This is a genomic window from Streptococcus sp. 343_SSPC (assembly GCF_001072385.1).
In the GTDB taxonomy this organism is placed as follows: Bacteria; Bacillota; Bacilli; order Lactobacillales; family Streptococcaceae; genus Streptococcus.
The window spans coordinates 26,148-47,683 of the sequence record NZ_JVKU01000010.1 but is presented as its reverse complement, the minus strand read 5'-3'; the positions used below and the strand labels follow the sequence as shown (position 1 = coordinate 47,683).

The window sequence follows — 21,536 nt, the reverse complement described above, 5'->3', positions numbered from 1 at the left end:
TTACTTCATTTTATTCTACTGTACTCAGCTATCTACTGAGAGAAAGCGCCACTTGCTTATCTTGTTCTGCTTGGCTTTCACTATCCCAAGCTCGCTAAAAAAACGCCATAAGCCTTTCTTTCTTGACTAGTATTATAGCAGATTTCTATTCGAGTGTAAACAAAAAACAAGTCCGAAACAGGTGTTTCAGACTTGTCGCAAATCCTTTCAAAGAAAGGGTGACTGTTATGGGCGTTTTACAACCTTTAGTTTTTTCCCATTTAATTTTTTCTTAGCAGCTTTAACCTCAGCTAATACCGCCTTGACTTCCTGTTGACTGGCACCAGGATTAGCCAGTACAGCTTGAGCGCGGATAAAGGCTTGTAGGTAGTTTACCTTCACCTTATCTGCTGCATAGATAAACTTCGCATTCTTAGCTTGGAACTGGAGTTCTGCCGCAATCAATTTCTTCAGACTTGAAAAATCAGTTGTTTTACCATTTAGCTGTTGATCAGCTGCCTGATAATTTGCAAGTGCTTGGTTGATTTGCTCTTGTGTCACACCTTCACGGACGAGCAAGAGGGCCAATTCCTTAAAGCTTTGGTCAAAGGTTCGTCGAGCGGAATCCTTAGCGTTGGCATAGCGACCTGTTTTTGAGGTTACATCATAGGCAGCAATGGCTGATTTTAGCGCTGTAAAATCAGACTCTTTTCCGTCTAATTGACTGGTAACCAATCCAAGATTTGAGAAGATTTGGTTAACTTCTGCTTGTGATAACTTAGTCGCAAGAGCTTTCTGAGCTTCTTGATAAGCTGCATCATAGGCTAAACGTTTTTCACTTGTTGCATTAAAGTACTGAGGAGTGCTGGTCAAGTTCGCTTGTTGGGCCAACAATTGCAACAATTGGGTCTTAATGACTACAGAAAGTTTTGCGAGATTGTTTTGGTCTGCTAGAACGGTCACAGTCGGTGCATCCTCAAACAACTCATAACCTGTTGGTAGACTGACAGAAATCGTATAGGTTCCAACTGGGACATCTTTCCCAAAAGCGTTCTTGCCATAGCGCTGAACTGGAAGAACAAAGGTTTCACCAGCTTGATTTTTCAAGACAACTGGTGTTGTTCTTGGTACTGCTTGATCAAAGACCAGGCTCAAAGGTGCAGTGACAATCTCTTTGGCCAAGAATTCGATGGTCTTAAAGCTGTCCTCTGCAGTGATTTCAAATTTCTGAGTTCGTTGGCTGACAAGTTTCAGATCTGATTTGTCATAGGCAAAGAGTTCTGCCACGTAGCTACCAAACTTAAGGAAATTGATTTCTTTCCCTTTGTCTAAGTTGACATACTGTCCTTGATCATCCTTGATACGGTAGACAAAATCGGTATCTAATTCTTTATGTGTATCGGCATCTAGGACTGACACCTTAATCCGGCCACTATCTTCACTACCAGCAAAATCAGAAAGAGAAGCAAAGTCGCGGTTTCCAGCGTAGTCTTCTACCACATAGTAAAGTAAGTCTTTACTGATTCCTTCTGGAAGAGTATAGCCACCGTCCTCATTTGCCGTTAAATAGACACGGTTTTCAAAGCGGCTAGTCTTCCCTAGGACATCTTTCCCCTCCTTAACCAGGGTTCCTTCTTCATCAAAGGCCTTGACATAGAAGACTTGCTCTCGTAAGATTCCACCGTTGCCAATATCTTTTGTTTTACGAGCATAGAAGGTTTCTACTCCATCCTTCTTGGTCGTATAACCTGAAGTCAAGACTGGTTTTTGGGTGTCAATTTGGAGGTTAAAGCGAACAACTTGCTCCTCTGCTCCTGGAACTGCTGGCGTATAACGAACCTCATAGACATAGTGACCATCCGCCACCTTTTCACCCTTGGCATCCGTTCCTTCCCAAGCCGAGTTGTCGACTAGATAAGATCGTTTCCCACGTCCATCAAAGTAATTCTTACGAGCAGAGAAAGATCCTGTACTTGTCCAAATTGGGTTAGCAAAAGCTTGATCATCTGCCTTGTAGACAGCCGCTTTCATATTATTTAGGTTTCGCAAGACGACTGCACGATACTGCACGTAATCTTTGTTCCCATCTCCATCTGGAGAAATAGCCAGACGGACATTTCCATCAGCATCCAAGTGGAGGACGTTCAAACCTTCTGGTGTTTCCACTGTTCCAAGAACGATTGGGCTTCGTTCTGCTGTTTCCTTCTTAGCAGTCGTATAGAGCACATCATTCGCGTTTGAAACTAAAGAGGTGACGTTCGCATTGGATGGCACGTGTTTGGTTTCTGGAACATCATAGTAGAATCCTGATTTCCCTTCTCTTACCAAGTTGTAGATTGGTTTTTCAACCGCAGGGATATCTTGGAAAGAACCACGGAAGCCCATAAATGGAATGCTAACCACATCGCCATCATCTGCTGGATCCACAAAGCGAACAAATCCTTCTAGGAAGTAACCGTTCGGCATCAATTTAGTCAATTCTTCTGCAAACTTAGATGCATCGACAGTCACCGTCACTGTCTGACTACTATGGGCTTTTACAGTGACATTTGGCCATACAGTCTCTGTTAATTTCCGTGGCTTCAAGGTAAAGTGATCGTCTTTTACATCATCGGTAGTGGTATTCACAATCATCTTCAACTCTCTATCAGTATCAGAAATATTATGAACAGTCACATCAAAACTGAATCGATCTTCCACATTACCAAGAGTTACGCTTGGGTAAGCATCTTCATTCGTTACATATAAATCTGTTGAGACGGCTGCAGCAGTATCTACAATCCCTGCCCCTTGTTGACGTACCGAAGTGTAGGCTCCCGTTTCTTTGTTGAAGTGCGGTTTTGCAGTTGACATGATCAAGGCCTTAACCGTTGCAGATAGCTCCTCTGGTGAAAGTTCTGGATGATGAGCTTGGAGGTATTCCTTCACCAAAGCCGATACCCCAGCCACATGAGGAGAGGCCATACTGGTTCCGCTCATACTGCCATAGCTATTGTCATTTAGTGAAGAGAAGATTGATCCACCAGGTGCAGTGACATCTGGTTTCAATTGTCCATCCGTTGACACTCCCCAACTAGAGAATTCAGACATTTTTCCTGCGTCAGGGTTTGGACGGTTATCCAGACTGCCATCAAAGACTATCTTGTAGTCTTTGTCTTTGATCGCTTCTCCATAGCGCTTAGAAATAAATACCGCAGGAATCTTTCTCGCATCGCCTTCGAGACCCATTTTGACATTTGCACCTTCGACACTGTTATAAATGAGGGCGCCAATCGCTCCTTTTTTATAGACATTAGCGACCTTATCTGAGAAGGTGATTTCGCCACGTTTGATGAGGGCAACTTTACCAGTCAAATCGAGACCTTCTAAATCACTCTCACGCCCCAAACCAGCATCCACATAGTCATATTCTTTCCCATTTTCGAAATTGGCATCTGTTTCAGCTGCTGTATAGGTAAATTTCCCTTTATCCAAGTCGGCATTGTCTTCCAAACCACGCACTGTAAAGACTTCTTCTGTTACGAATGAATCATTTACTGAGGCAACTGAAATAGACTCTTCTACGGTTGAAGGACTACCCACGACACCGTAATCAGGGTTTTCAGCACTTGGGTTGTCATAACCGTATCCATAGGTATTGCTATTACCTGCCGCGATAACGACACTAACTCCTTTGGCGCGTGCTCGTTGGATCGCTTCTCGGACAGCAGGGCTAGCATTTACTGTAGATCCTGTCCCAGACCCTAAACTCATGTTAATGACATCGGCTCCCAATGCCACTGCGTCATCAATCGCTTTCACATAGACAACATCGCTGGTCGATCCACTACGATCAGAGAAAACCCGCATGAACATCACTTGGGCTTCTGGAGCAACTCCGTATACGTAGTTGCCATCCCCAGCTTTTTTGTCAGGGTTCCCAGTCGCAATCCCAGTTACGTGCATACCGTGTGAATCATGGTCTTTTTCTTTGATATTGTCATCTCCATCCATATAATCATAGGCAAAGACGACTTTATCATTGTACCATTTTCCGTAGTCAATTCCCGCTGCTTTTTTTGCAGCTTCTAATTCTGTTTGATTTTTGAATTTCCCTTTTGTAGGATCTGAAATCCGCAATACTTCATGGTAGACATCTAAACCAGAGTCAATGACTGCAACAACAGTCCCTTCACCCTTGTAGCCTTTTTCCCATGTTTGGGGCACATTAATAATCGTATTGCTGCTGATACTTAATGGTTTATCTTCAGCTTTCTTTTCAGTACGTACTTCCGTTACAGGTTTAGCCTCACTCTTCTCCTCTGTTGAAGAAGGTTTTGCTGCTGTTTTTTCCTGTCCTTCGGGTGCTTTTTCTACAGTTTTATCTTCGGTTTTAGTTACGACTTCCGCTTGCTTTTCAGTAGCTGGAGCCTCTGTTTTGGCTTCCTTCGCAAGGACTTGGCTATCTGATTCGACAGATGGAGTTGTTGCCCCTTTGTCTGAAGAAACTGGCTCGTCAACAACTTCACCATTTTCAACTACTGAGCCTGTAGTCTGCTCACTTACCTGATTCGTTACTGGAGACGCAGACTCACTTGGCGATACTGGATTTGCTTCTGCAGATGCAACGACTGCAGTCTCTGGCTGCTTCGCTTCATCAGCACTTACATTCCCTGCTCCAAAGACAAGGACCGATCCTAACAGCACCGATGCAACACCAAACTTATATTTTCTCAATGAGAAACGCTGTTTACTCATAAAATTCCCCCTATATACTAAATTATTCTTATTATACTCCTAATTTTTCAGAAAATTCACTCAACATTAACTTTGTTATCAAATTGTAATATTTCCGTACAATATCTTTAATTAGTTATTTTTTGTTTGCTTTTTAGTGGTTTTAGTATTCAAATAATTAGATAACTGAAACAAATTATTCGTTTTTCATCTTATTACACAAAAAAAGACAGTGAGAGCAACCTCTCACTGTCTATAAATAAACAATCTTAAAAGTCTTTAGTGTCTGGGTCTGGTGCTCCCGCCTCTACTGGGATCTTCCGAAGGAGCTCACAGTCTTCTGAGGATAATGCAATCGCAGAGCATTGCAGATTACTTGCAATGTGCTCAGGAGTCACTGACTTGGGCAAAGGTAAAAATCCTTCTGCTAAACTCCAAGCCAAGAGAAGCTGGGCTGGTGTCACGTCATACTGTTTAGCCAGTGTAAGAACTGTCTCATTTTGGAACAGCTCTCCTTGACCAAAGGGTCCCCATGCCTCCAATAAAATTCCTTTATCACGGCAATAACGGACCACTTCCTCTTGATAGACTCCAGGGGCCAAGCGAATCTGATTGACCGCCGGAAGAACGTTGGCACTCTCTAACAAAGCATCCAGGTGATGGGGCAGGAAGTTACTCACGCCAATAGAACGAATCTTTCCTTCTGCCTGCATATCTTCCATGGCTCTCCAAACCTCACGATTCCGTTCTTTCCAGGCCTCATTTTCTCGATGAGTCACAGGATTTGGCCAGTGGATGAGGTACAAATCGATATAATCTAGTCCCAATTTGTGCAAAGATTCTTCTAGGCCATTAACAGCATCCTCATAGGTGTGACGATTATTCCACAACTTGGTCGTTACAAAAAGCTCTTCTCTTGGAATACCACTATCTTTGATAGCCTTTCCGACGCTTTCTTCATTTTGATAGATGGCTGCCGTATCAATATGGCGATAGCCCGCTTCTAAGGCTGCTTTTACTGCTTGATAAGCTTCCTCGCCATCTTTCGCCTTCCATGTACCAAAACCAAGTACAGGAATGTGGTGTCCGTCATTTAGTTTGTAGCTCTTCATCTTATTTCCCGTTACTTTCCTTTGTTTTTTCACCAGACTTAGAAGTCTTCGCATTCAAGCGCAACTTTGGCTTAAAGATATTTTCTTTCGGCTGCACCATCGATTTACTAAAAAAGGCATAGAGTAAAAAGGCACTACCTGCCACTAGGATGACGGGACTACGGCGCAACATACCGTAGATAAAGAAAAACAAGCCCATCAATAAAAAACGTACGTTTATCTTATTCATAAAACTACCTCGCGATTCAATTACTTTCATTATACCATGTATCAGGGCAAAGAGACAAATGGCTAGATCAAGGAATCCTATTCAAATAAGCTGAGACTTTCATCTCAGCTTATGGGATACATTCAATTTTTAGTCTGACGAAAGCAAGCGATTCATAGTTGAACCTCTTTTTCACCATTAAGCTTCAAATCGTTTTTGGCCATCCAAGAAGGTTGCTACCAACTCTAAATCTTTATCCAGTACAATAAAGTCAGCGTCATAACCCTCACGGATTTGGCCACAGACATCATCAATATGGACAGATTTAGCAGGGTTGAGACTCGCCATCATGACCGCTTCATGAGGATTGGCAATGCCCCACTCAACAACATTCTTCAATCCATCTTTAAGCTTCAAGATCGAACCAGCCAGGTTCCCTGTCGATTTCAAACGGGCTGTTCCATTTTCTACGACAACAGGGAATTCACCCAACATATAGTCGCCATCTTCCAAGCCACCAGCTGTCATACAGTCGGTGATCAAGGCGATATTTTCCACTCCTTTTTGTTTGAGAAGGATGTCGCAGGCTTTTGGATCAACGTGATGGCCATCACAGATTAACTCTGCATAAGTATGAGGAAGTTGGTACATAGCCCCAACCATTCCCAGCTCACGGTGCGTCAAACCGCGCATTCCGTTATAGGCATGTACCCAGACACTGGCCCCAGCATCCACTGCTTTTTTGGCTTCGTCAAAGGTTGCATTGGAGTGACCAAGGGCAACCGTTACCCCTTCTCCTGTCACTGTACGGACAAAGTCTTCTACACCATCTCGCTCAGGGGCAAGGGCAATTTTATTGAGCAAGCCGTTGGCTGCTTTTTGCCATGCACGGAATTCATCCATTCGAGGATCTTTCATGTAGGCTGGATTTTGTGCCCCTTTGTACTTCTCTGTAAAGTAAGGGCCTTCAAAATAAATCCCGCGAATCTTAGCTCCTGTTGCTTCTTTGTATCGTGCACCGATATTTTCCGTTACTGCCAAAAGTTGTTCGTAAGAGGAAGTCAAGGTCGTAGGCAAAAAGCTCGTAACCCCTGTACTCAAGAGCCCTTCACTCATGGTATGGAGAGTGCCTTCGATATTGTTATCCATCACATCTACCCCACCAAATCCGTGAATATGAGTATCTACGAGGCCAGGCGCAATGCTGTAACCAGAATAATCCAGCACATCCGCACCTTCTGGTAAGCTTTCCACATGTTTTCCAAACTTGCCATCAACAAGCTCCAAATAGCCTCCGCGGCGAACCCCATGTGGATAATAAAATTGATCTGCTTTAATATATGTAGACATAGTCTTGTCCTTTCCATTGTAGGAACTGTGTTCCATTTATATTCATACATATTATAACGCTTTCACTTCCATTTGTAAATGGTCTAGACCTATTTTTGAATAGAATCCAACAAAAAACAGAGTAAGCTTCCTACTTACTCTGTTTGACGTTCCTTAAATTTGCTCGATTTGTACTTTTTCAGCGAGATTCATGGCATGGTCTGCAACACGTGTATAGTGAGAAATGATATCAATAAAGTTTACTCCGGCTTGAGGTGTACATTCGCCTTGGTTCAAACGACGAATATGGGTTTTCCGAAGTCTTTTCTCCAACTTTTCAATTGCCTCGTGACGTGCTACCAATTGGTTTGCAAGACTCACATCATTGTTCTCAACAGCTTTTAAGGCATCCTCTACAAATTGATGGGTTTGGTTGTAAATATCTTCCAATTCAGCCAAGGCCGCTTCTGAAAAGACCACTTTCTTACGAATTAAATAATCGGTCAGATTGATCAAGGCTTCCGCGTGATCTCCAATCCGCTCCAAATCCCGTGAAGAATCCAAGATATTGGTGAGAACTTCACTTTCTCTCGGACTCAAGGCTTCACTCGACAAACGAATCAAGTAGCGAGTCAAATCATCATCAATGGTATTGATGGCTTCTTCTGTCTTATGACCCTTTTCAGCTGTTTTTTCATTTTGATGAACAATATAATCATAAGAAAGATTAAAAGCTTTGTCTGCATATCCACCTAAATGAAGCAACTCTTTTTTTGCATTTCCAAGAGCAATCGAAGGTGCTTGAGTGATCAAATTTTCATCCAAGTAGAGCGGTTCATATTTGACAACCTCGTCCTCACCAGGAATCAGCTTGGTCACAAAGTATGCCAAAGCTCCAATGAATGGGAACTGGATGATGGTATTGGTTATATTAAAGGTTCCGTGAGCAAAGGCTATGGTCATTTCTGGGGATAAATGAAGAGTCGTTTCAAACCATTGAATCAAAGAGGTAAACGGAACAAGGAAGACAAGACAGATAATGGTTCCGATAACATTAAAGGCTACATGGGCACCTGCCACACGTTTGGCCGCAATATTAGCTCCCAAGGAAGCAATGATAGCTGTAATGGTCGTTCCGATATTATCACCAAAGAGAACTGGGAGGGCTCCTTTCAGGTCAATCAAATGACTAGCATAGAGATTTTGCAAGATACCAATGGTTGCAGAAGAGGCCTGAATCAAAAGTGTTAAGCCTGATCCAACAAAGACACCCAAGATAGGACTTTTACTTAACTGCACCATATAGTCACGAAAGACTTGCAAATCTTTAAGAGGTTCCATAGCCCCACTCATCAAGTTGAGGGCAAAGAAGATACCACCGACACCAAAAACGATTCGTCCAACATTATTAACCAAACGATTTTTGGTAAAGAAGAGACAAACCGCTCCGATAAAGAGCATGGGAAGAGCGTAGTCTCCTAATTTAAAACCAATGATAAAGGAGGTAATAGTCGTTCCAATATTGGCCCCCATAACAATACCAATAGCTTGACGGAGGGTTAGAAGTCCTGCACTCACCAGACCGACCGTAATCACTGTAACCCCTGAACTCGACTGAATCAAGGCAGTCATCCCAATCCCTACTAGAACCCCTAGAAAGGGATTACTCGTATATTTATCAATATAGTAGCGAAGTCGATCTCCTGCAGCCTGTTGCAAGCCTTCTCCCATGGTTTTAATACTATAGAGAAAGAGCCCCAGGCCTCCCAAAAAGTTAAATACAATTTCCTGCCAGTTAATCGACATGTTCATTCCTCCAAATTTGAGATCAGAAATAAAACTCCTCTCCTATTGTAAAGGATAATTTCCAATCACACAAGAGATTTCTGTAAATTTCTATTATTTTTTGAAACCGTTTTTTCCTTCTGTTTTATTTTCCTCGTTTTAAGAGCCAAAAAAAGAGGGTGGAAAATTTCCAACCCGAGACTGTAGACAAACTATTCTTTTTTATAAATCTAATAAATTCTATAAAAAGAAATGTTACTCGTTAGAGTGATTCAATCATCTACTGAAACTTTTCGTCGTGAGAAAAGTACCTGAAACTTAATAGTTTCAGGTACTCGGAATTATTGAGACCTTAGGCTCAATAATTAGTCATGGAACTTCGAAGAAGTTCGCTGACGTCCGTACTCACCTAAGGAAAGTTTCTAAGAAGACTTTGTCTTTCAATCTGGGCGTGGAAAATTTCCAACCTCTCTAGTCTTTGTTCAAATTGCGTAACATCTCATCGATCTTGTTACCGTATTCGATAGACTCGTCTTTGACAAAAGTAAGATCCGGAATCTTGTACAGTTTCAAATTCCGACCTAATTCACGCTTGATGGTTCCTGTTGCTTTTTCAAGGCCTGTCTGAGCCTTTTGATTGTCTGAAGCCAAATCACTCATAATTGAATAATACACTTTGGCCATAGACAAATCACCTAGCATTTGAACATCCGTAATAGTAACGCCTTGAACACGCGGGTCACGGACTTTCTTTTGTAAAATCTCATTGACTTCACGCTTGATTTCCATCCCTACTCGATCTGTCCGAAAATGACTTGCCATAGGAACTCCTTTCTGCTTTGTGTTTAAAAACTAGGAAATCAGAGAAAAGTCCTCTTTTTTCCTAGTCAGCCTCTTATTTTTTAATTTCTTCCATGATGTAGGCTTCAATGGTATCGTCTGTCTTGATATCATTGTAGCCTTCAATCATCAATCCACCTTCACGACCATTTGTCACTTCTTTGACATCATCTTTGAAGTGTTTCAAGCTTGCAAGAGCACCGTCATATATCACGACACCGTCACGAATGACACGAACCTTGGAATCACGAGTGACCTTACCACTGAGGACCATAAATCCACCGATGGTACCCACTTTAGAGACCTTAAAGGTTTCACGAATAACCGCTTCCCCGATAATTTTCTCTTCAAACTCAGGATCCAACATTCCCTTCATGGCATCTTCCATTTCTTCAATCACTTTGTAGATGATTGAGTGAAGACGGATTTCTACCTCATCAGCCTCAGCTTGTTGACGCGCTTGTGGCGTAGGGCGAACGTTAAATCCAATGATGAAGGCATTTGAAGCTTCCGCAAGGGTCACGTCTGATTCGTTGATGGCACCAACTGCTGAGTGAACGATGGTCACTTTCACACCTTCCACTTCAATCTTTTGAAGGGAAGCAGCAAGGGCTTCAACCGATCCTTGAACATCGGCCTTGATGATGACATTAACGGATTTCACTTCGCCAGCCTTCAAGGTATCAAAGAGATTTTCAAGGCTGACACGGTTGGTTGCTTGACGTTGTTTCATCAGCGCACGTTTCGCACGTTCTTCACCGGCTGCACGCGCAGATTTTTCATCTTCATAAACCGCAAAATGGTCACCCGCCATTGGTGCTTCATTCAAACCAGTGATAGAAACTGGAGTAGATGGTCCAGCTGCTTTCACACGACGGCCAAGGTCATTGGTCATGGCACGGACACGTCCGAAAGTATTACCAACAACGATTGGGTCTTGGACATTCAAGGTACCTTGTTGAACCAGAAGGGTTGCAACCGCACCTTTACCTTTATCCAAACGCGCTTCGATAACCGTACCGATGGCACGAACAGTTGGATCTGCCTTGAGTTCTTGGATTTCAGCCACAAGAAGGACCGTTTCCAAAAGTTCATCGATATTTTGGTTGAACTTGGCAGAAATTTCTACAAACTCAGAATCTCCACCCCAAGCTGTTGACATAACTCCATGCTCTGCCAATTCACCGATCACACGTTCTGGGTTGGCACCTGGTTTATCAATCTTGTTAATAGCTACGATGATTGGAACGTTCGCTGCTTTTGAATGGTTGATGGCTTCGATGGTCTGTGGCATCACCCCGTCATCTGCCGCTACAACCAAGATGGTAATATCCGTAACAGATGCTCCACGTGCCCGCATAGAAGTAAAGGCCGCGTGTCCAGGTGTATCCAAGAAGGTAATTTTCTTGCCATTTTCCACGATTTGGTAGGCACCGATATGCTGGGTGATTCCTCCCGCTTCACCTGTTGCTACACGTGAATTACGAAGGGTATCCAAAAGGGTTGTCTTCCCGTGGTCAACGTGTCCCATGATGGTGACAACTGGTGGACGCTCTACCAATTCATCTGGATTCAAATAGCCATCTTCGACGAAGAAGCGTTCGATATCCGCATTGTCCACTTCAACCTTTTTCTTGGCTTCAATTCCATAATCCACTAACAGAAGTTCAATGGTATCGCCATCCAAGGATTGGTTTTGTGTCGCCATCACTCCCATCATGAAGAGTTTCTTAACGATTTCCGCAGGCTCACGCTTAATCCGTTTTGCGATTTCCGCAACCGTCATTCCATCTGTGTACTCAAGCTCACTTGGCAACTCATGGAATTTACGCTCTGTTACTGGTTTTGGAGCTTCATTGCGGTTATTCTTTCCTTTTTTATTCTTTTTGTTGTTGTTCCAGTTACTATTTCTTTGATTTCTCACTTGGTTTTGACTACTTCGATTCTTTTGTTGTTTTCTTGGACCATCTTCTTCGCGATCAAAATCTTCACGTTTTTTGTCTGGTCTAGCTTGCTTTTTCCGACGTGTATCAACTGCTGCAGGACTTGGAGCCACTACCGGAGTTGCCTTCACTGCTTCTGCCTTTGGTTGTGGAGCAACAACTTCAGTCGTAACTGCCTCTTCGCGCTTACGACGTTGTTGACGGTCTTGCTCTACCTTGGCTGCCTGGTTTTGCTTGTAGCGTTCTTCACTACCACGTGCATATTCTGCATTTTGCTCTGCCTTTAATGCTGCTGCACGGGCTTTGAAGTCAATCTTCGGTGCGCCATTTACAGGATTTGGACGTCCTTGACCGTTTCCAGCTTGGTCACGGCGACGATCATTCCCTTGGTTCCGGCGGTCATTTCCTTGATTTTTTCGCTCATTACGATTTTGGAAACGATCCCCATCCCGACGGTCGTTTTGTTGTTTCTTAGGTCGATTCCCTTGTTGTTGACGACGTTCCGCCTGCTCTTTTGCACGGGCTTCGCGTTCCGCCTTGAAATTACGACTCTTTGGCTTCACAACAGGTGCTGCCGCTGTTTCCGTTGTCTTTTCAGGTTTGTTTGCAACAGGTTCTTTTGCAATCGGTGCAGCTTTTACTTGTTTTTCTTCCGTCACTTTAGGAGTTTGGGGCGCCTTTGATGCAAAACTATTGACCAAACGCTCAACCGCTTCACCTTCGATACTAGAAGCGTGACTCTTTACCTCCAACCCTAATTCTTTGGCCCGTGTGACGACTTCTTTACTTTCCTTGCCTAGTTCTTTGGCAATCTCATACAATCTTTTCTTAGACAATTGCTGTCCTCCTCTTCTATTCCATAAGAGACCTCATTTTCTTTGAAAATCCAGCATCTGTCACGGCCGCTACCTTTCGTGAGCGACCAATGGCAGTACTTAATTCTAGTGTTGAAAACACGGTTAATACCGGAATACCATAATAGTGGCATTTATCTGTGATTTTTTTGGTAAGATTGGGAGCTGCATCATCTGCTAGAAAGACCAAACGAGCCTTTCCTTCTTGAACAGACTTGATGACCAACTCTTCTCCAGAGATGATTTTCCCTGCTCGCTGAGCCAATCCCAATAAATTACTGACTTTTTGCTTATTCAAGGCCTAACTCTCTTCTTTTCACCTTATGATCCACATAAGCAATCAATTCGTCGTAGAAAGCTTCATCCACTTCCATGCTAAAGCTGCGATTGAAGACTTTCTTCTTCTTGGCTTGAAGTGCTTCCTCGTTATCGAGCTTGATATAAGCACCACGACCATTTGCTTTCCCAGTTGGATCGATAAAAACTTGACCTTCTTTATTTTTTACGATTCGCAAGAGATCTCGTTTATCGATGACCTCATTTGAAACGACAGACTTGCGTAAAGGGATTTTTCTTGTCTTTACCATGATTCCCTCCCTATTCGTCTACAGAATTCAAATCACTTTCTACTTCTTCAAAAGCAGGTTCTTGACTTGCTTCCATTTCTTCGTACTCACTAGCTGATTTGATATCAATCCGGTAGCCAGTTAAGTGAGCCGCCAAGCGCACGTTTTGACCACGACGACCGATCGCAAGAGATAGTTTGCTATCTGGTACTACCACAAGGGCATGCTTGCTGTCTTCTTCGTCAAAGATGACTTGATCGACCTCAGCAGGCGCGATGGCATTGTAGATAAATTCTGCTGGATCTGGTACCCACTCAATGACATCAATATTTTCTTCTGTTGGGACCATACGATCCAATTTCTGATCATAACGAGCTGGGTGGAACTTGCTAGTAATCTTTTTGATGTTCGATCCACCACGACCAACGATGGTTCCAATCGCATCTACGTTTGGATTATGGCTACGAACAGCAACCTTAGTCCGGTCTCCAGCTTCACGTGCCACGCTCATGATTTCAACGGTTCCATCATAGACTTCAGGGATTTCTTGTTCCATCAAACGTTTGATCATTTCTGGATGGCTACGACTTACGAAAACGTTGACCCCACGAGGATTGTCTTCTACTTTGTAGACAAATACTTCGATGCGATCATGAGATTGGAAGACTTCACCCGGGATTTGGTCTTGTTTAGACAATTGAGCTTCGATAGACCCTAAATTTACATAGATAAAGCGATTATCAAAACGCTCAACCGTTCCACTCATAATTTCATTTTCATGTTCTTTATAAGTGTTATAGGTAATCGCACGAGTTTGCTTGCGCATTTTTTCCATGATGGTTTGTTTAGCAGATTGGGCTGCGACACGGCCAAACTCAGCAGGTGCTTCTTCAAATTTGATTTTGTCTCCCAATTCATAGGCAGAGCTAATCGCAAGAGCATCTTTCAAGCTAATTTCTAACCGGCTATCAAATACTTCATCCACTACTTCACGAACAGTATAAACGCGGAAGTCACCAGTCTTTTCATTAAATTCGATAGCAGCACTTTCTGCTTGACCATACCGTCTCCGATAAGCCGAACGCAATGATTCTGTAACAGCTTCAATGATATCTTCTTTTTTGATTCCTTTGTCTTCTTCCAAGATGCGAAAAGCATCTAGCATTTCTTTACTCATTCTTTTCTTGCTCTTAGGCTACTAAGAGCCTTCCTTTCTTTTCTGCTATAATTTGACAGCTAGTCTTGCTTTTGAGACAAGACTATAGGGGATTTCAATGGTTTTCTTTCTGGTTTTGTCCATGTATTCCATGGTCAATTGGTCATCTTCGAACTTAAGGAGTGTTCCTTCAATGACCTTTTGTTTGTCAACTGCCTTGTACAAGCTGACATGGATATATTGACCCAGAGCTTTTTCCACTGCATCTTTGGTTTTTAAGGGACGCTCCAAACCAGGACTCGTCACTTCTAGGAAGTACTGTTCTGGGAATGGATCTGGTTGAATCTGATCCAACAGAGGACTAATCACTTCTGTTAAATCTGCTGTATCATTCAGGGTAATACCACCTGGCTTATCAACAAAGATACTTAGAACATAATCTCCTCCCATCTTTCCATATTCCACATCCACCAATTCAAATGGAGCTTGGATGGCTGGTTGAAGAATTTCTGTTACTAATTCAACAATTGTTGCGATAGGACAACACCTCCTCACAGACAAGAGGCGAAGATATGTCTTCGCCTCTCCTTTTCTATTCGTTTTAAACATTCTAACACAAGTTCCGTCGAAATGCAAGAATTTCGCCTTCCTCATTCATACAGCTACCATCCAAAAGAAAAACGCCTCCTTTTCAGGAGACGTCGATCCTTAACTAGACTTTAAAATTGTGCTTCAACCCGATAAATGACCTGACCCTTACTTGAGAATTTCTTTTCATATTCGGTCATGACATTTCCCTCAAAATCACTAGCATGAAGATCTAGCCAGACACCCTTCAAGGTCATTCCATACTGAGAAAAACTCACCAAACTGTATTCAAAGAGTCCTCGATTGTCCGTCTTGAAATGAATCTCTCCATGCTCTGGCAAAATCTGTTTGAAAGTATCTAAGAAACTCTTGTAGGTTAGACGACGTTTTTCATGGCGTTTCTTCGGCCAAGGATCTGAAAAATTGAGATACAATTGATCAATCTCACCGTCTTCAAAGTAATTAGTCAAGCTATCTCCGTCCACCCAAAGCAACTTGATATTGGGAACGTCAGCTTCCAACACCTTATCCAAAGCGTAACTTAATACTGATTTTTGAATATCAATCCCGATATAGTTAATGTCTGGATTTTGTTTTGCCATTCCAGTGATAAAGGCTCCTTTACCACTTCCCACTTCAATATGAATAGGATGGTCATTTCCAAAAATCTCATGCCACTTTCCTTTGGCTTCTTCTGGCTTCAAAATGACATATTGCGGATTGGCTTCTAATAATTCGGTTGCACCTTTACGGTTTCTAACTCTCATGCTTCCTTCCCATATTTTGACCGGAAATTACGCAAGGCATAAATTTCTCGGTTCACATTCTCTAAATCATTATTTTCATAGTATTTTACAATCTGACAAAGGAAAGAGTATTGACCAAACCAGTACAATTTACCAAATACAGTTTCATTGTACTTATAGCCGTAATAGACCAACCAATCCTGCCACTGGGAATCTGGAATGTAGTGACTTAAAACATGAGCTACATCCATCATCCGATCTGTTAAGCGGACAGAATCCCAATCTACCAAGTAGATAAATCCACTATCCGTTTCAATCCAGTTACTGTGACGGACATCTCCGTGGACAATGGTTGCATAATCTTCTCGAAAAGCTGGAACAGTCTGTCGTAAACTCTTTAATACAGATTGCAAATAATTGTTTTGACGCAAAGCAATTGGCAACTGACTGCTCAAAGAATTCAATAAATCCAATGGCGATTCAGCTGTGTAGCCCAACTTTCTCAATTGCGTCATCAAGGGGCGTGAACGGTGCAAACGAGTCAGGATATGAACCACTTGCTTTTTCCCCATCCCATTTGGAGTTAAAATTTCTCCATTTAACCATTCTTGTGCGCTCATCACATTTCCGTCAGGTAAGCGTCGGCTCCATAAGAGTTGTGGAGCAATTTGTTCTTTAGCTAACCCTGCTAATATTGGAGTCGTATTCATTTTGACAAATACTTTCCCCCCATCCGGATAAGTCCCCATAAAGGCTTTTCCGCTTTTACCAGCAATTGGGGTTAACGTTAGCTCTTTTTCGTTCGAGTCCATCTCTTCCTCCGTAAAAAGTTTCCCATCTATTTTACTAATTTTAAAGCGTTTCGTCAACTAATCGTCTCACCTTGAAAGGTGCATAACCATAGGCTAAAAAGGCTGTGAAAGCTAGCAAGGCTAGGACGAGAATTTTCTCTTCAAAGACCAGTAATCCCAGTCCTCCCTCGACAAGAACCACAAACAAAGTCACCGATTGAACTGTTTGAAGAAGCCCTCGTGTTTTAGCACTGATTTCCAAGGGGAAGAGTCGCGTTAAATATTGATAGTCAAAGGCCTTGTAGAGTCCGAGCAATTGAAAAACAAGTAAATAATTCAAGAGCCCCGCGACGGCTACTGCTACTAGCGTTTGCGGGATGAAGACAAAGACAGCGATTGCTATTCCTAATAGACGCAGACTCATGGAAAACAGATCTCCATTTCTGAGATAAGAACGGAGATACAGGTTGTTCCAAGTCTTGAAACTGACTTTCGGAACCATGCTTGTTAGTCTGTCTAAGTAGGCCCGCCGTTTCACGCTATTCGTCATTCCTTTTACTGTGGTAAAAAGGGCGAAAAATCTTAGAATCCTTTGCTTTCTCTGGTTTTCTAGCTCTACGATTCGCTTCCAATCAAGACCCGCCTGGTTATAGAATCTTTTCCCCTTCCCTTGAAAAACAAGAACCTTCAACAAGAAGAGAATAGCCAAATAAACCACTACAATGGTAAGAGACAATCCTGAAGCCAAAGCCAAAGGGATAAATAGGACAAGCACAAGGGTTTGTACAATTCCCCAGAAAATAGTCGCTCGTAAGATTTGTTGGTTCAAATAGCCTTTCAATTCCTCTTCTTTTGCCAGAAGAAAAATCATGTCTGGCTTCTCAAAATAGGTTGCGATAGAACCAATTGGAAGCAGGAGCAAAGGAGCTAGGGCAAGTACAAGGAGGAGAAGGCTCTTATCTTTTGGTAGAGAGCGCAAAAATTGACTGTACTGAACCGCTAAAAAGCCTAGAAAAATCAGGAGAAAGAGGACAAAGTGATCATTAAACACATAGCGAGAATATTTCAAGCACTGATTGCGAAAGGTCGTCTTCCTCTTTTGTAAAACTTCAATCATCGGTCCGCCTCTTTTGTTAGTGCAAGGTAAATTTCATTCAAATCGGCATCTGCCATTCCAAATTCTGTCCGCAAATCCTCTAAAGTCCCCTGAGCACGGACCTGTCCCTTATGGAGGATGACAAAGGCATCACACATTTTTTCAGCAGAATCCAGAACATGGGTACTCATTAAAATAGATTTCCCCTTCTCTTTTTCCACCTTCAATAATTGAATTAAATCTGAGATCGCAACTGGATCCAAGCCTAAGAAAGGCTCGTCGACAATAAACAAACTTGGATCAACAGCAAAGGCACAAATAATCATGACCTTTTGTTTCATCCCCTTAGAAAAATGGACAGGAAACCAATCCAATTTTTCCTCTAGTCGAAATTGCTTCAAGAGAGGAGCCACACGCGCAAAAACCGCTTCCTGATCTAAGTCATAGGCCATCGCCACTGTTTCAATATGCTCACGCAGGGTTAACTCCTCATAAAGGCTCGGTGTTTCAGGAATATAACCAATTTTTTGGCGATAAGCACTTGGAGAAGTAGCTAAAGTCAAACCATCGATCCGGATTTCGCCAGCATAGGGACGCAACAGACCTATAATTTCATTTATGGTCGTTGATTTCCCTGCTCCATTCAAGCCAATCAATCCAATTAATTGACCATCGCCAACCTCAAAACTAACATCTTTTAAGACAGGGATATTGACATAGCCTCCTGTCAGGTTTTTTATTTCTAACATATTTTCTTAGCTTTCTGGTATAATGTTCTTATATTATAACAAAATCTAGCGAAATTGAGGTACATTTATGGTTTCGGATTGTATTTTTTGTAAGATTGTTGCCGGAGAAATTCCTGCTTCTAAGGTCTACGAAGATGACCATTTTCTTGCTTTTTTAGATATCTCACAGGTCACTCCAGGCCATACCCTTGTGATTCCAAAAAAACACGCCCGTAATCTATTGGAGATGACACCAGATGAAACGGCTGCCCTTTTTAACATCGTTTCAAGAGTCACCAAAAAAGTGGAAAGTGCTACACGGCCTCAAGGAATGAATATCATTAGTAACATGGAAGAAATTGCAGGTCAGTCTGTCTTCCACACCCATGTGCATATTCTTCCACGCTACTCTCAAGAGGACGATTTAAAGATTGATTTCATTGCCCACGAGCCTGATTTTGATCGCCTTGCCCAATTATCCAAGGATATCTCAAACCATTAAAAAGGAGCTTACTATGAAATTAAGAGATCTAATTTGGTTTGCGACTGGAGCAACCATCAGCTATCAACTTGTTAAAAATCGTGAACCCCTGAAAAATGAATTCAACGAAACCAAGCAACTCACGGATGGAATCCAATCAAACCTTTCAAAAATCAAAAAGAATATTGAAATCATCCAAGAGCAAAGAGTCCTTTTAAATCAATTACTGGAAGACTTTTCCTATAAAGCAAGGGTCTTCTCTCAGCAAGCCAATGCTTCTGTAGAACAAATCCAAACTATTTGGTCTGGGAAATCTAAAACGAATGACTAACTAAAAAAGGTTTTGAGATTGCTATCTCAAAACCTTTTTATTTTTTGACTTAGTTTCCTCCGGTACCAGTTACTGTTGTATCCGTATAAGGTGGCACTGTCGGTTGGTTTGGCGTAACTGCTTCTGAGCTTACAGAAGTTTCTGGAACATAGGAAGGATCATAATAGCCTCCACCAGTATCCTGGCTCGCCTCTACTGGACTTTCACCACTTTCTGATGAAACGCTTCCCCCAGTTTCGTCGCCATCCAATAGAACGGCACTTGTTTTGAGCTTGCTTACAGGTGATAAGCCCAGACTTTTACGCAGGATATTCTGCATCTTCAACAGGTGTTCTGAAGTAACGATTTGGTAACTTCCACCATCCGCTAGGGTGGCATCTTCCCCTTTCAACTGTTCCATACGGATGTTCTTCAAGGCATCTCGATAGCCCATCAACTGCATCAAGCTATTCGTATCCAAGGAGATATTGGTCTGCATATTATCACTAACTGCTTCAATAATTCCTTGATAGTTGCTCAGACCATCCAAAGTCAATACTTTCTTGATGATCTTTTCGATGACTTCCCGTTGGCGTTTTTGACGGCCATAGTCTCCTTCTGGATCTTGGTAACGCATCCGTGAGTATACCAAGGCTTGCTCTCCATCAATCTCTTGACGACCTGGTGGAATTTTCGCTGTGTATTCCGGTTCATTTTCTTCAATCGAAATATCAAAATCAAATGGATTGTTTACCGTGATACCGCCGACCTTATCAACCAGTTGGACCAGGCCTTTCATATTGATCATCGCATAACGGTCGATATGAATATTCATCAAATCTTGGATGGTTTTAATGGCCAATTCTGCTCCACCTTGAGCATAAGCCGCATTTAGCTTAGCTTGTACAGTTTCTCCATCTTGCGTAATATTGGTCAAGATATCCCGTTCCAAACTCATAATCGTTGTTTCACGCGTCTGTGGATTCACTGTCACGAGAATCATGGTATCACTATTCCCTACCCACTGATCCTCTCTTGAGCCTGATCCAGTATCGACCCCCATGAGTAAGATGGTCATTGGTTTGTTTTCTGCGATGACATTATTTTCATCGCCAATCCCTTTATAAGTCTTACTCAACGAATTTGTCGACTGATTGAGGATCGTCAGCCCATAGGCTCCAAGCCCGATTGTCGTTACGGCCAACAAACTAAAAAACATTAATAGAATTTTTTTAATCATAGATTCTGTCCATCTATCAGTTTGCCCATTAGGTAAACATCCAGATATTCCCCTTCCTTGTATACGCCCCTCTTGCGGAGACCTTCAATTTCAAATCCTAGCGTTTGGTAGAGATGGATGGCCCGTTCATTTCGAACTTGGACACTGAGGTCTAATTTCCGAAGGAGGTTGGTACCTTCTGCCCATGCGATTCCTTCTTCTAGGAGAATACGACCCAAGCCTTTATTCCAATAGGCCTTTCGAACAACGATAAAGACATCTCCAATATGACGCAAGGCCCTATTTTGATCCGCCGCAATATTTAAGACGCCTACCAAATCCTCACCCAAGTATAACAAAAGACATAATTGGTTGTCTGTTTGTGCTTGTGTTTCAGCAAAGATTTCTAACTCTTGCTTGGTCATCCCAAGCCCTTCTGGAGCCAAGGTCATATAATCCGATTCAGTCGCCACATCTTTAAAAAAGTCAAGTAAGTGTTGCGCATCCGAGACCTCAGCCTCCTTCAAAAAGAGATCCAATACCTGTTCCATCTTCAAGCTCCTACAGAAGTTAGAAATGAGTCCTTTAATTGTTCTGCACGTTCACCGACAGCTGACAAGCGTATCTCACGTCCGTCGCCGTCCTTGAGCAGTTCAACCTTTAAATATCCAGCAGGAAGACTGGTCTCTAGCAGTTCGCCCCACTCAATAACGGTCACCCCTTCACCAAATAAAAAGTCATCCAAATCAATCGAATCTGGATCGTCTCCAATACGATAGACATCCAGGTGATACAAGGGCAAGCGACCTTCATATTCTCTCACAATGGTATAAGTGGGACTTTTAATCATCTGACGAATATCCAACCCTTGAGCTAGGCCTTTTGTAAAGGTTGTTTTCCCAGCCCCCAGATCCCCTGTCAGAATCACGACATCCTGTTTTTCTAACTGTTGACCCAACTGTTTTCCAAGTGCAATCAACTCTTGTTCATTTTGACTTTTCATTGCTCCATTATACCAAAAATAATTGATTCTTGCCCACTATTTTTAGTCGATTACCTTCAGCCTCACCTGAGACAATCAAAAAAGCT

General features: G+C 42.4%; 20 protein-coding genes. 2 read left to right on the top strand and 18 right to left on the bottom strand.

The window, feature by feature from the left end:
* Positions 1-225: 225 nt before the first annotated feature.
* From ADH27_RS01920 to ADH27_RS01850, 15 genes are all read right to left on the bottom strand, one after another.
* Positions 226-4,716 carry a S8 family serine peptidase gene (locus ADH27_RS01920; RefSeq protein ID WP_048715251.1) on the bottom strand — a complete coding sequence of 1,497 codons (4,491 nt, stop codon included), beginning with the start codon at positions 4,714-4,716 and terminating at the stop codon, positions 226-228.
* 248 nt (positions 4,717-4,964) lie between these two features.
* On the bottom strand, positions 4,965-5,807 hold the full coding sequence (locus ADH27_RS01915) for an aldo/keto reductase (protein ID WP_048715250.1): 843 nt from the start codon (positions 5,805-5,807) through the stop codon (positions 4,965-4,967).
* Position 5,808: 1 nt separating this feature from the next.
* Positions 5,809-6,036 carry a hypothetical protein gene (locus tag ADH27_RS01910; RefSeq protein ID WP_048715249.1) on the bottom strand — a complete coding sequence of 76 codons (228 nt, stop codon included), beginning with the start codon at positions 6,034-6,036 and terminating at the stop codon, positions 5,809-5,811.
* A 177-nt stretch (positions 6,037-6,213) separates the two neighbouring features.
* Positions 6,214-7,365 carry an N-acetylglucosamine-6-phosphate deacetylase gene (gene nagA, locus ADH27_RS01905; protein ID WP_048715316.1) on the bottom strand — a complete coding sequence of 384 codons (1,152 nt, stop codon included), beginning with the start codon at positions 7,363-7,365 and terminating at the stop codon, positions 6,214-6,216.
* 153 nt (positions 7,366-7,518) lie between these two features.
* Complete coding sequence (locus ADH27_RS01900) at positions 7,519-9,150, bottom strand: Na/Pi cotransporter family protein (RefSeq protein WP_037608308.1); 1,632 nt, start codon at positions 9,148-9,150, stop codon at positions 7,519-7,521.
* 450 nt (positions 9,151-9,600) lie between these two features.
* Positions 9,601-9,951, bottom strand: coding sequence for a 30S ribosome-binding factor RbfA (gene rbfA, locus ADH27_RS01895; protein WP_003003976.1), 351 nt, complete (start codon positions 9,949-9,951; stop codon positions 9,601-9,603).
* 73 nt (positions 9,952-10,024) lie between these two features.
* Entirely contained in the window at positions 10,025-12,748 is a 2,724-nt protein-coding gene (gene infB / locus ADH27_RS01890) for a translation initiation factor IF-2 (RefSeq protein WP_048715248.1), read from the bottom strand.
* A gap of 16 nt (positions 12,749-12,764) precedes the next feature.
* Positions 12,765-13,064, bottom strand: a complete 300-nt coding sequence (locus ADH27_RS01885; RefSeq protein ID WP_048715247.1) for a YlxQ-related RNA-binding protein — start codon at positions 13,062-13,064, stop codon at positions 12,765-12,767.
* On the bottom strand, positions 13,057-13,353 hold the full coding sequence (rnpM, locus tag ADH27_RS01880; protein WP_006596879.1) for an RNase P modulator RnpM: 297 nt from the start codon (positions 13,351-13,353) through the stop codon (positions 13,057-13,059). Before rnpM ends, ADH27_RS01885 begins: the two co-directional genes overlap by 8 nt.
* 10 nt (positions 13,354-13,363) lie before the next feature.
* Complete coding sequence (gene nusA / locus ADH27_RS01875) at positions 13,364-14,509, bottom strand: transcription termination factor NusA (protein WP_006596880.1); 1,146 nt, start codon at positions 14,507-14,509, stop codon at positions 13,364-13,366.
* Positions 14,510-14,554: 45 nt separating this feature from the next.
* Positions 14,555-15,043 (bottom strand): ribosome maturation factor RimP, encoded by a 489-nt coding sequence (gene rimP, locus ADH27_RS01870; protein WP_193389713.1) that lies wholly within the window; start codon positions 15,041-15,043, stop codon positions 14,555-14,557.
* 164 nt (positions 15,044-15,207) lie between these two features.
* On the bottom strand, positions 15,208-15,843 hold the full coding sequence (trmB, locus tag ADH27_RS01865; RefSeq protein WP_048688825.1) for a tRNA (guanosine(46)-N7)-methyltransferase TrmB: 636 nt from the start codon (positions 15,841-15,843) through the stop codon (positions 15,208-15,210).
* Positions 15,840-16,634 carry a cell cycle regulator CcrZ gene (gene ccrZ, locus ADH27_RS01860; protein ID WP_023022280.1) on the bottom strand — a complete coding sequence of 265 codons (795 nt, stop codon included), beginning with the start codon at positions 16,632-16,634 and terminating at the stop codon, positions 15,840-15,842. Before ccrZ ends, trmB begins: the two co-directional genes overlap by 4 nt.
* 40 nt (positions 16,635-16,674) lie before the next feature.
* A complete protein-coding gene (locus ADH27_RS01855) occupies positions 16,675-17,730 on the bottom strand; it encodes an ABC transporter permease (protein WP_048715245.1) in 1,056 nt (351 codons plus the stop codon).
* Complete coding sequence (locus tag ADH27_RS01850; RefSeq protein ID WP_048715243.1) at positions 17,727-18,458, bottom strand: ABC transporter ATP-binding protein; 732 nt, start codon at positions 18,456-18,458, stop codon at positions 17,727-17,729. The genes ADH27_RS01855 and ADH27_RS01850 overlap by 4 nt, the downstream gene beginning before the upstream one ends.
* 67 nt (positions 18,459-18,525) lie before the next feature.
* Between ADH27_RS01850 and ADH27_RS01845 the strand changes: the two genes are divergently transcribed.
* Both ADH27_RS01845 and ADH27_RS01840 read left to right on the top strand, forming a co-directional pair.
* Positions 18,526-18,939, top strand: a complete 414-nt coding sequence (locus tag ADH27_RS01845; protein WP_048715241.1) for an HIT family protein — start codon at positions 18,526-18,528, stop codon at positions 18,937-18,939.
* A 13-nt stretch (positions 18,940-18,952) separates the two neighbouring features.
* The gene (locus ADH27_RS01840; RefSeq protein ID WP_048715238.1) at positions 18,953-19,249 is read left to right on the top strand and encodes a hypothetical protein; all 297 of its coding nucleotides are present in this window, start codon (positions 18,953-18,955) and stop codon (positions 19,247-19,249) included.
* A gap of 49 nt (positions 19,250-19,298) precedes the next feature.
* Here the strand turns inward: ADH27_RS01840 and brpA are convergent, their stop codons facing one another.
* From brpA to tsaE, 3 genes are read right to left on the bottom strand one after another with little or no spacing between them, the layout of a single operon-like run.
* Entirely contained in the window at positions 19,299-20,468 is a 1,170-nt protein-coding gene (gene brpA / locus ADH27_RS01835) for a biofilm formation/cell division transcriptional regulator BrpA (RefSeq protein ID WP_048715236.1), read from the bottom strand.
* Positions 20,465-20,998 carry a GNAT family N-acetyltransferase gene (locus ADH27_RS01830; RefSeq protein ID WP_048715233.1) on the bottom strand — a complete coding sequence of 178 codons (534 nt, stop codon included), beginning with the start codon at positions 20,996-20,998 and terminating at the stop codon, positions 20,465-20,467. The genes brpA and ADH27_RS01830 overlap by 4 nt, the downstream gene beginning before the upstream one ends.
* A gap of 2 nt (positions 20,999-21,000) precedes the next feature.
* Entirely contained in the window at positions 21,001-21,450 is a 450-nt protein-coding gene (tsaE, locus tag ADH27_RS01825; RefSeq protein WP_048715231.1) for a tRNA (adenosine(37)-N6)-threonylcarbamoyltransferase complex ATPase subunit type 1 TsaE, read from the bottom strand.
* Positions 21,451-21,536: the final 86 nt, after the last annotated feature.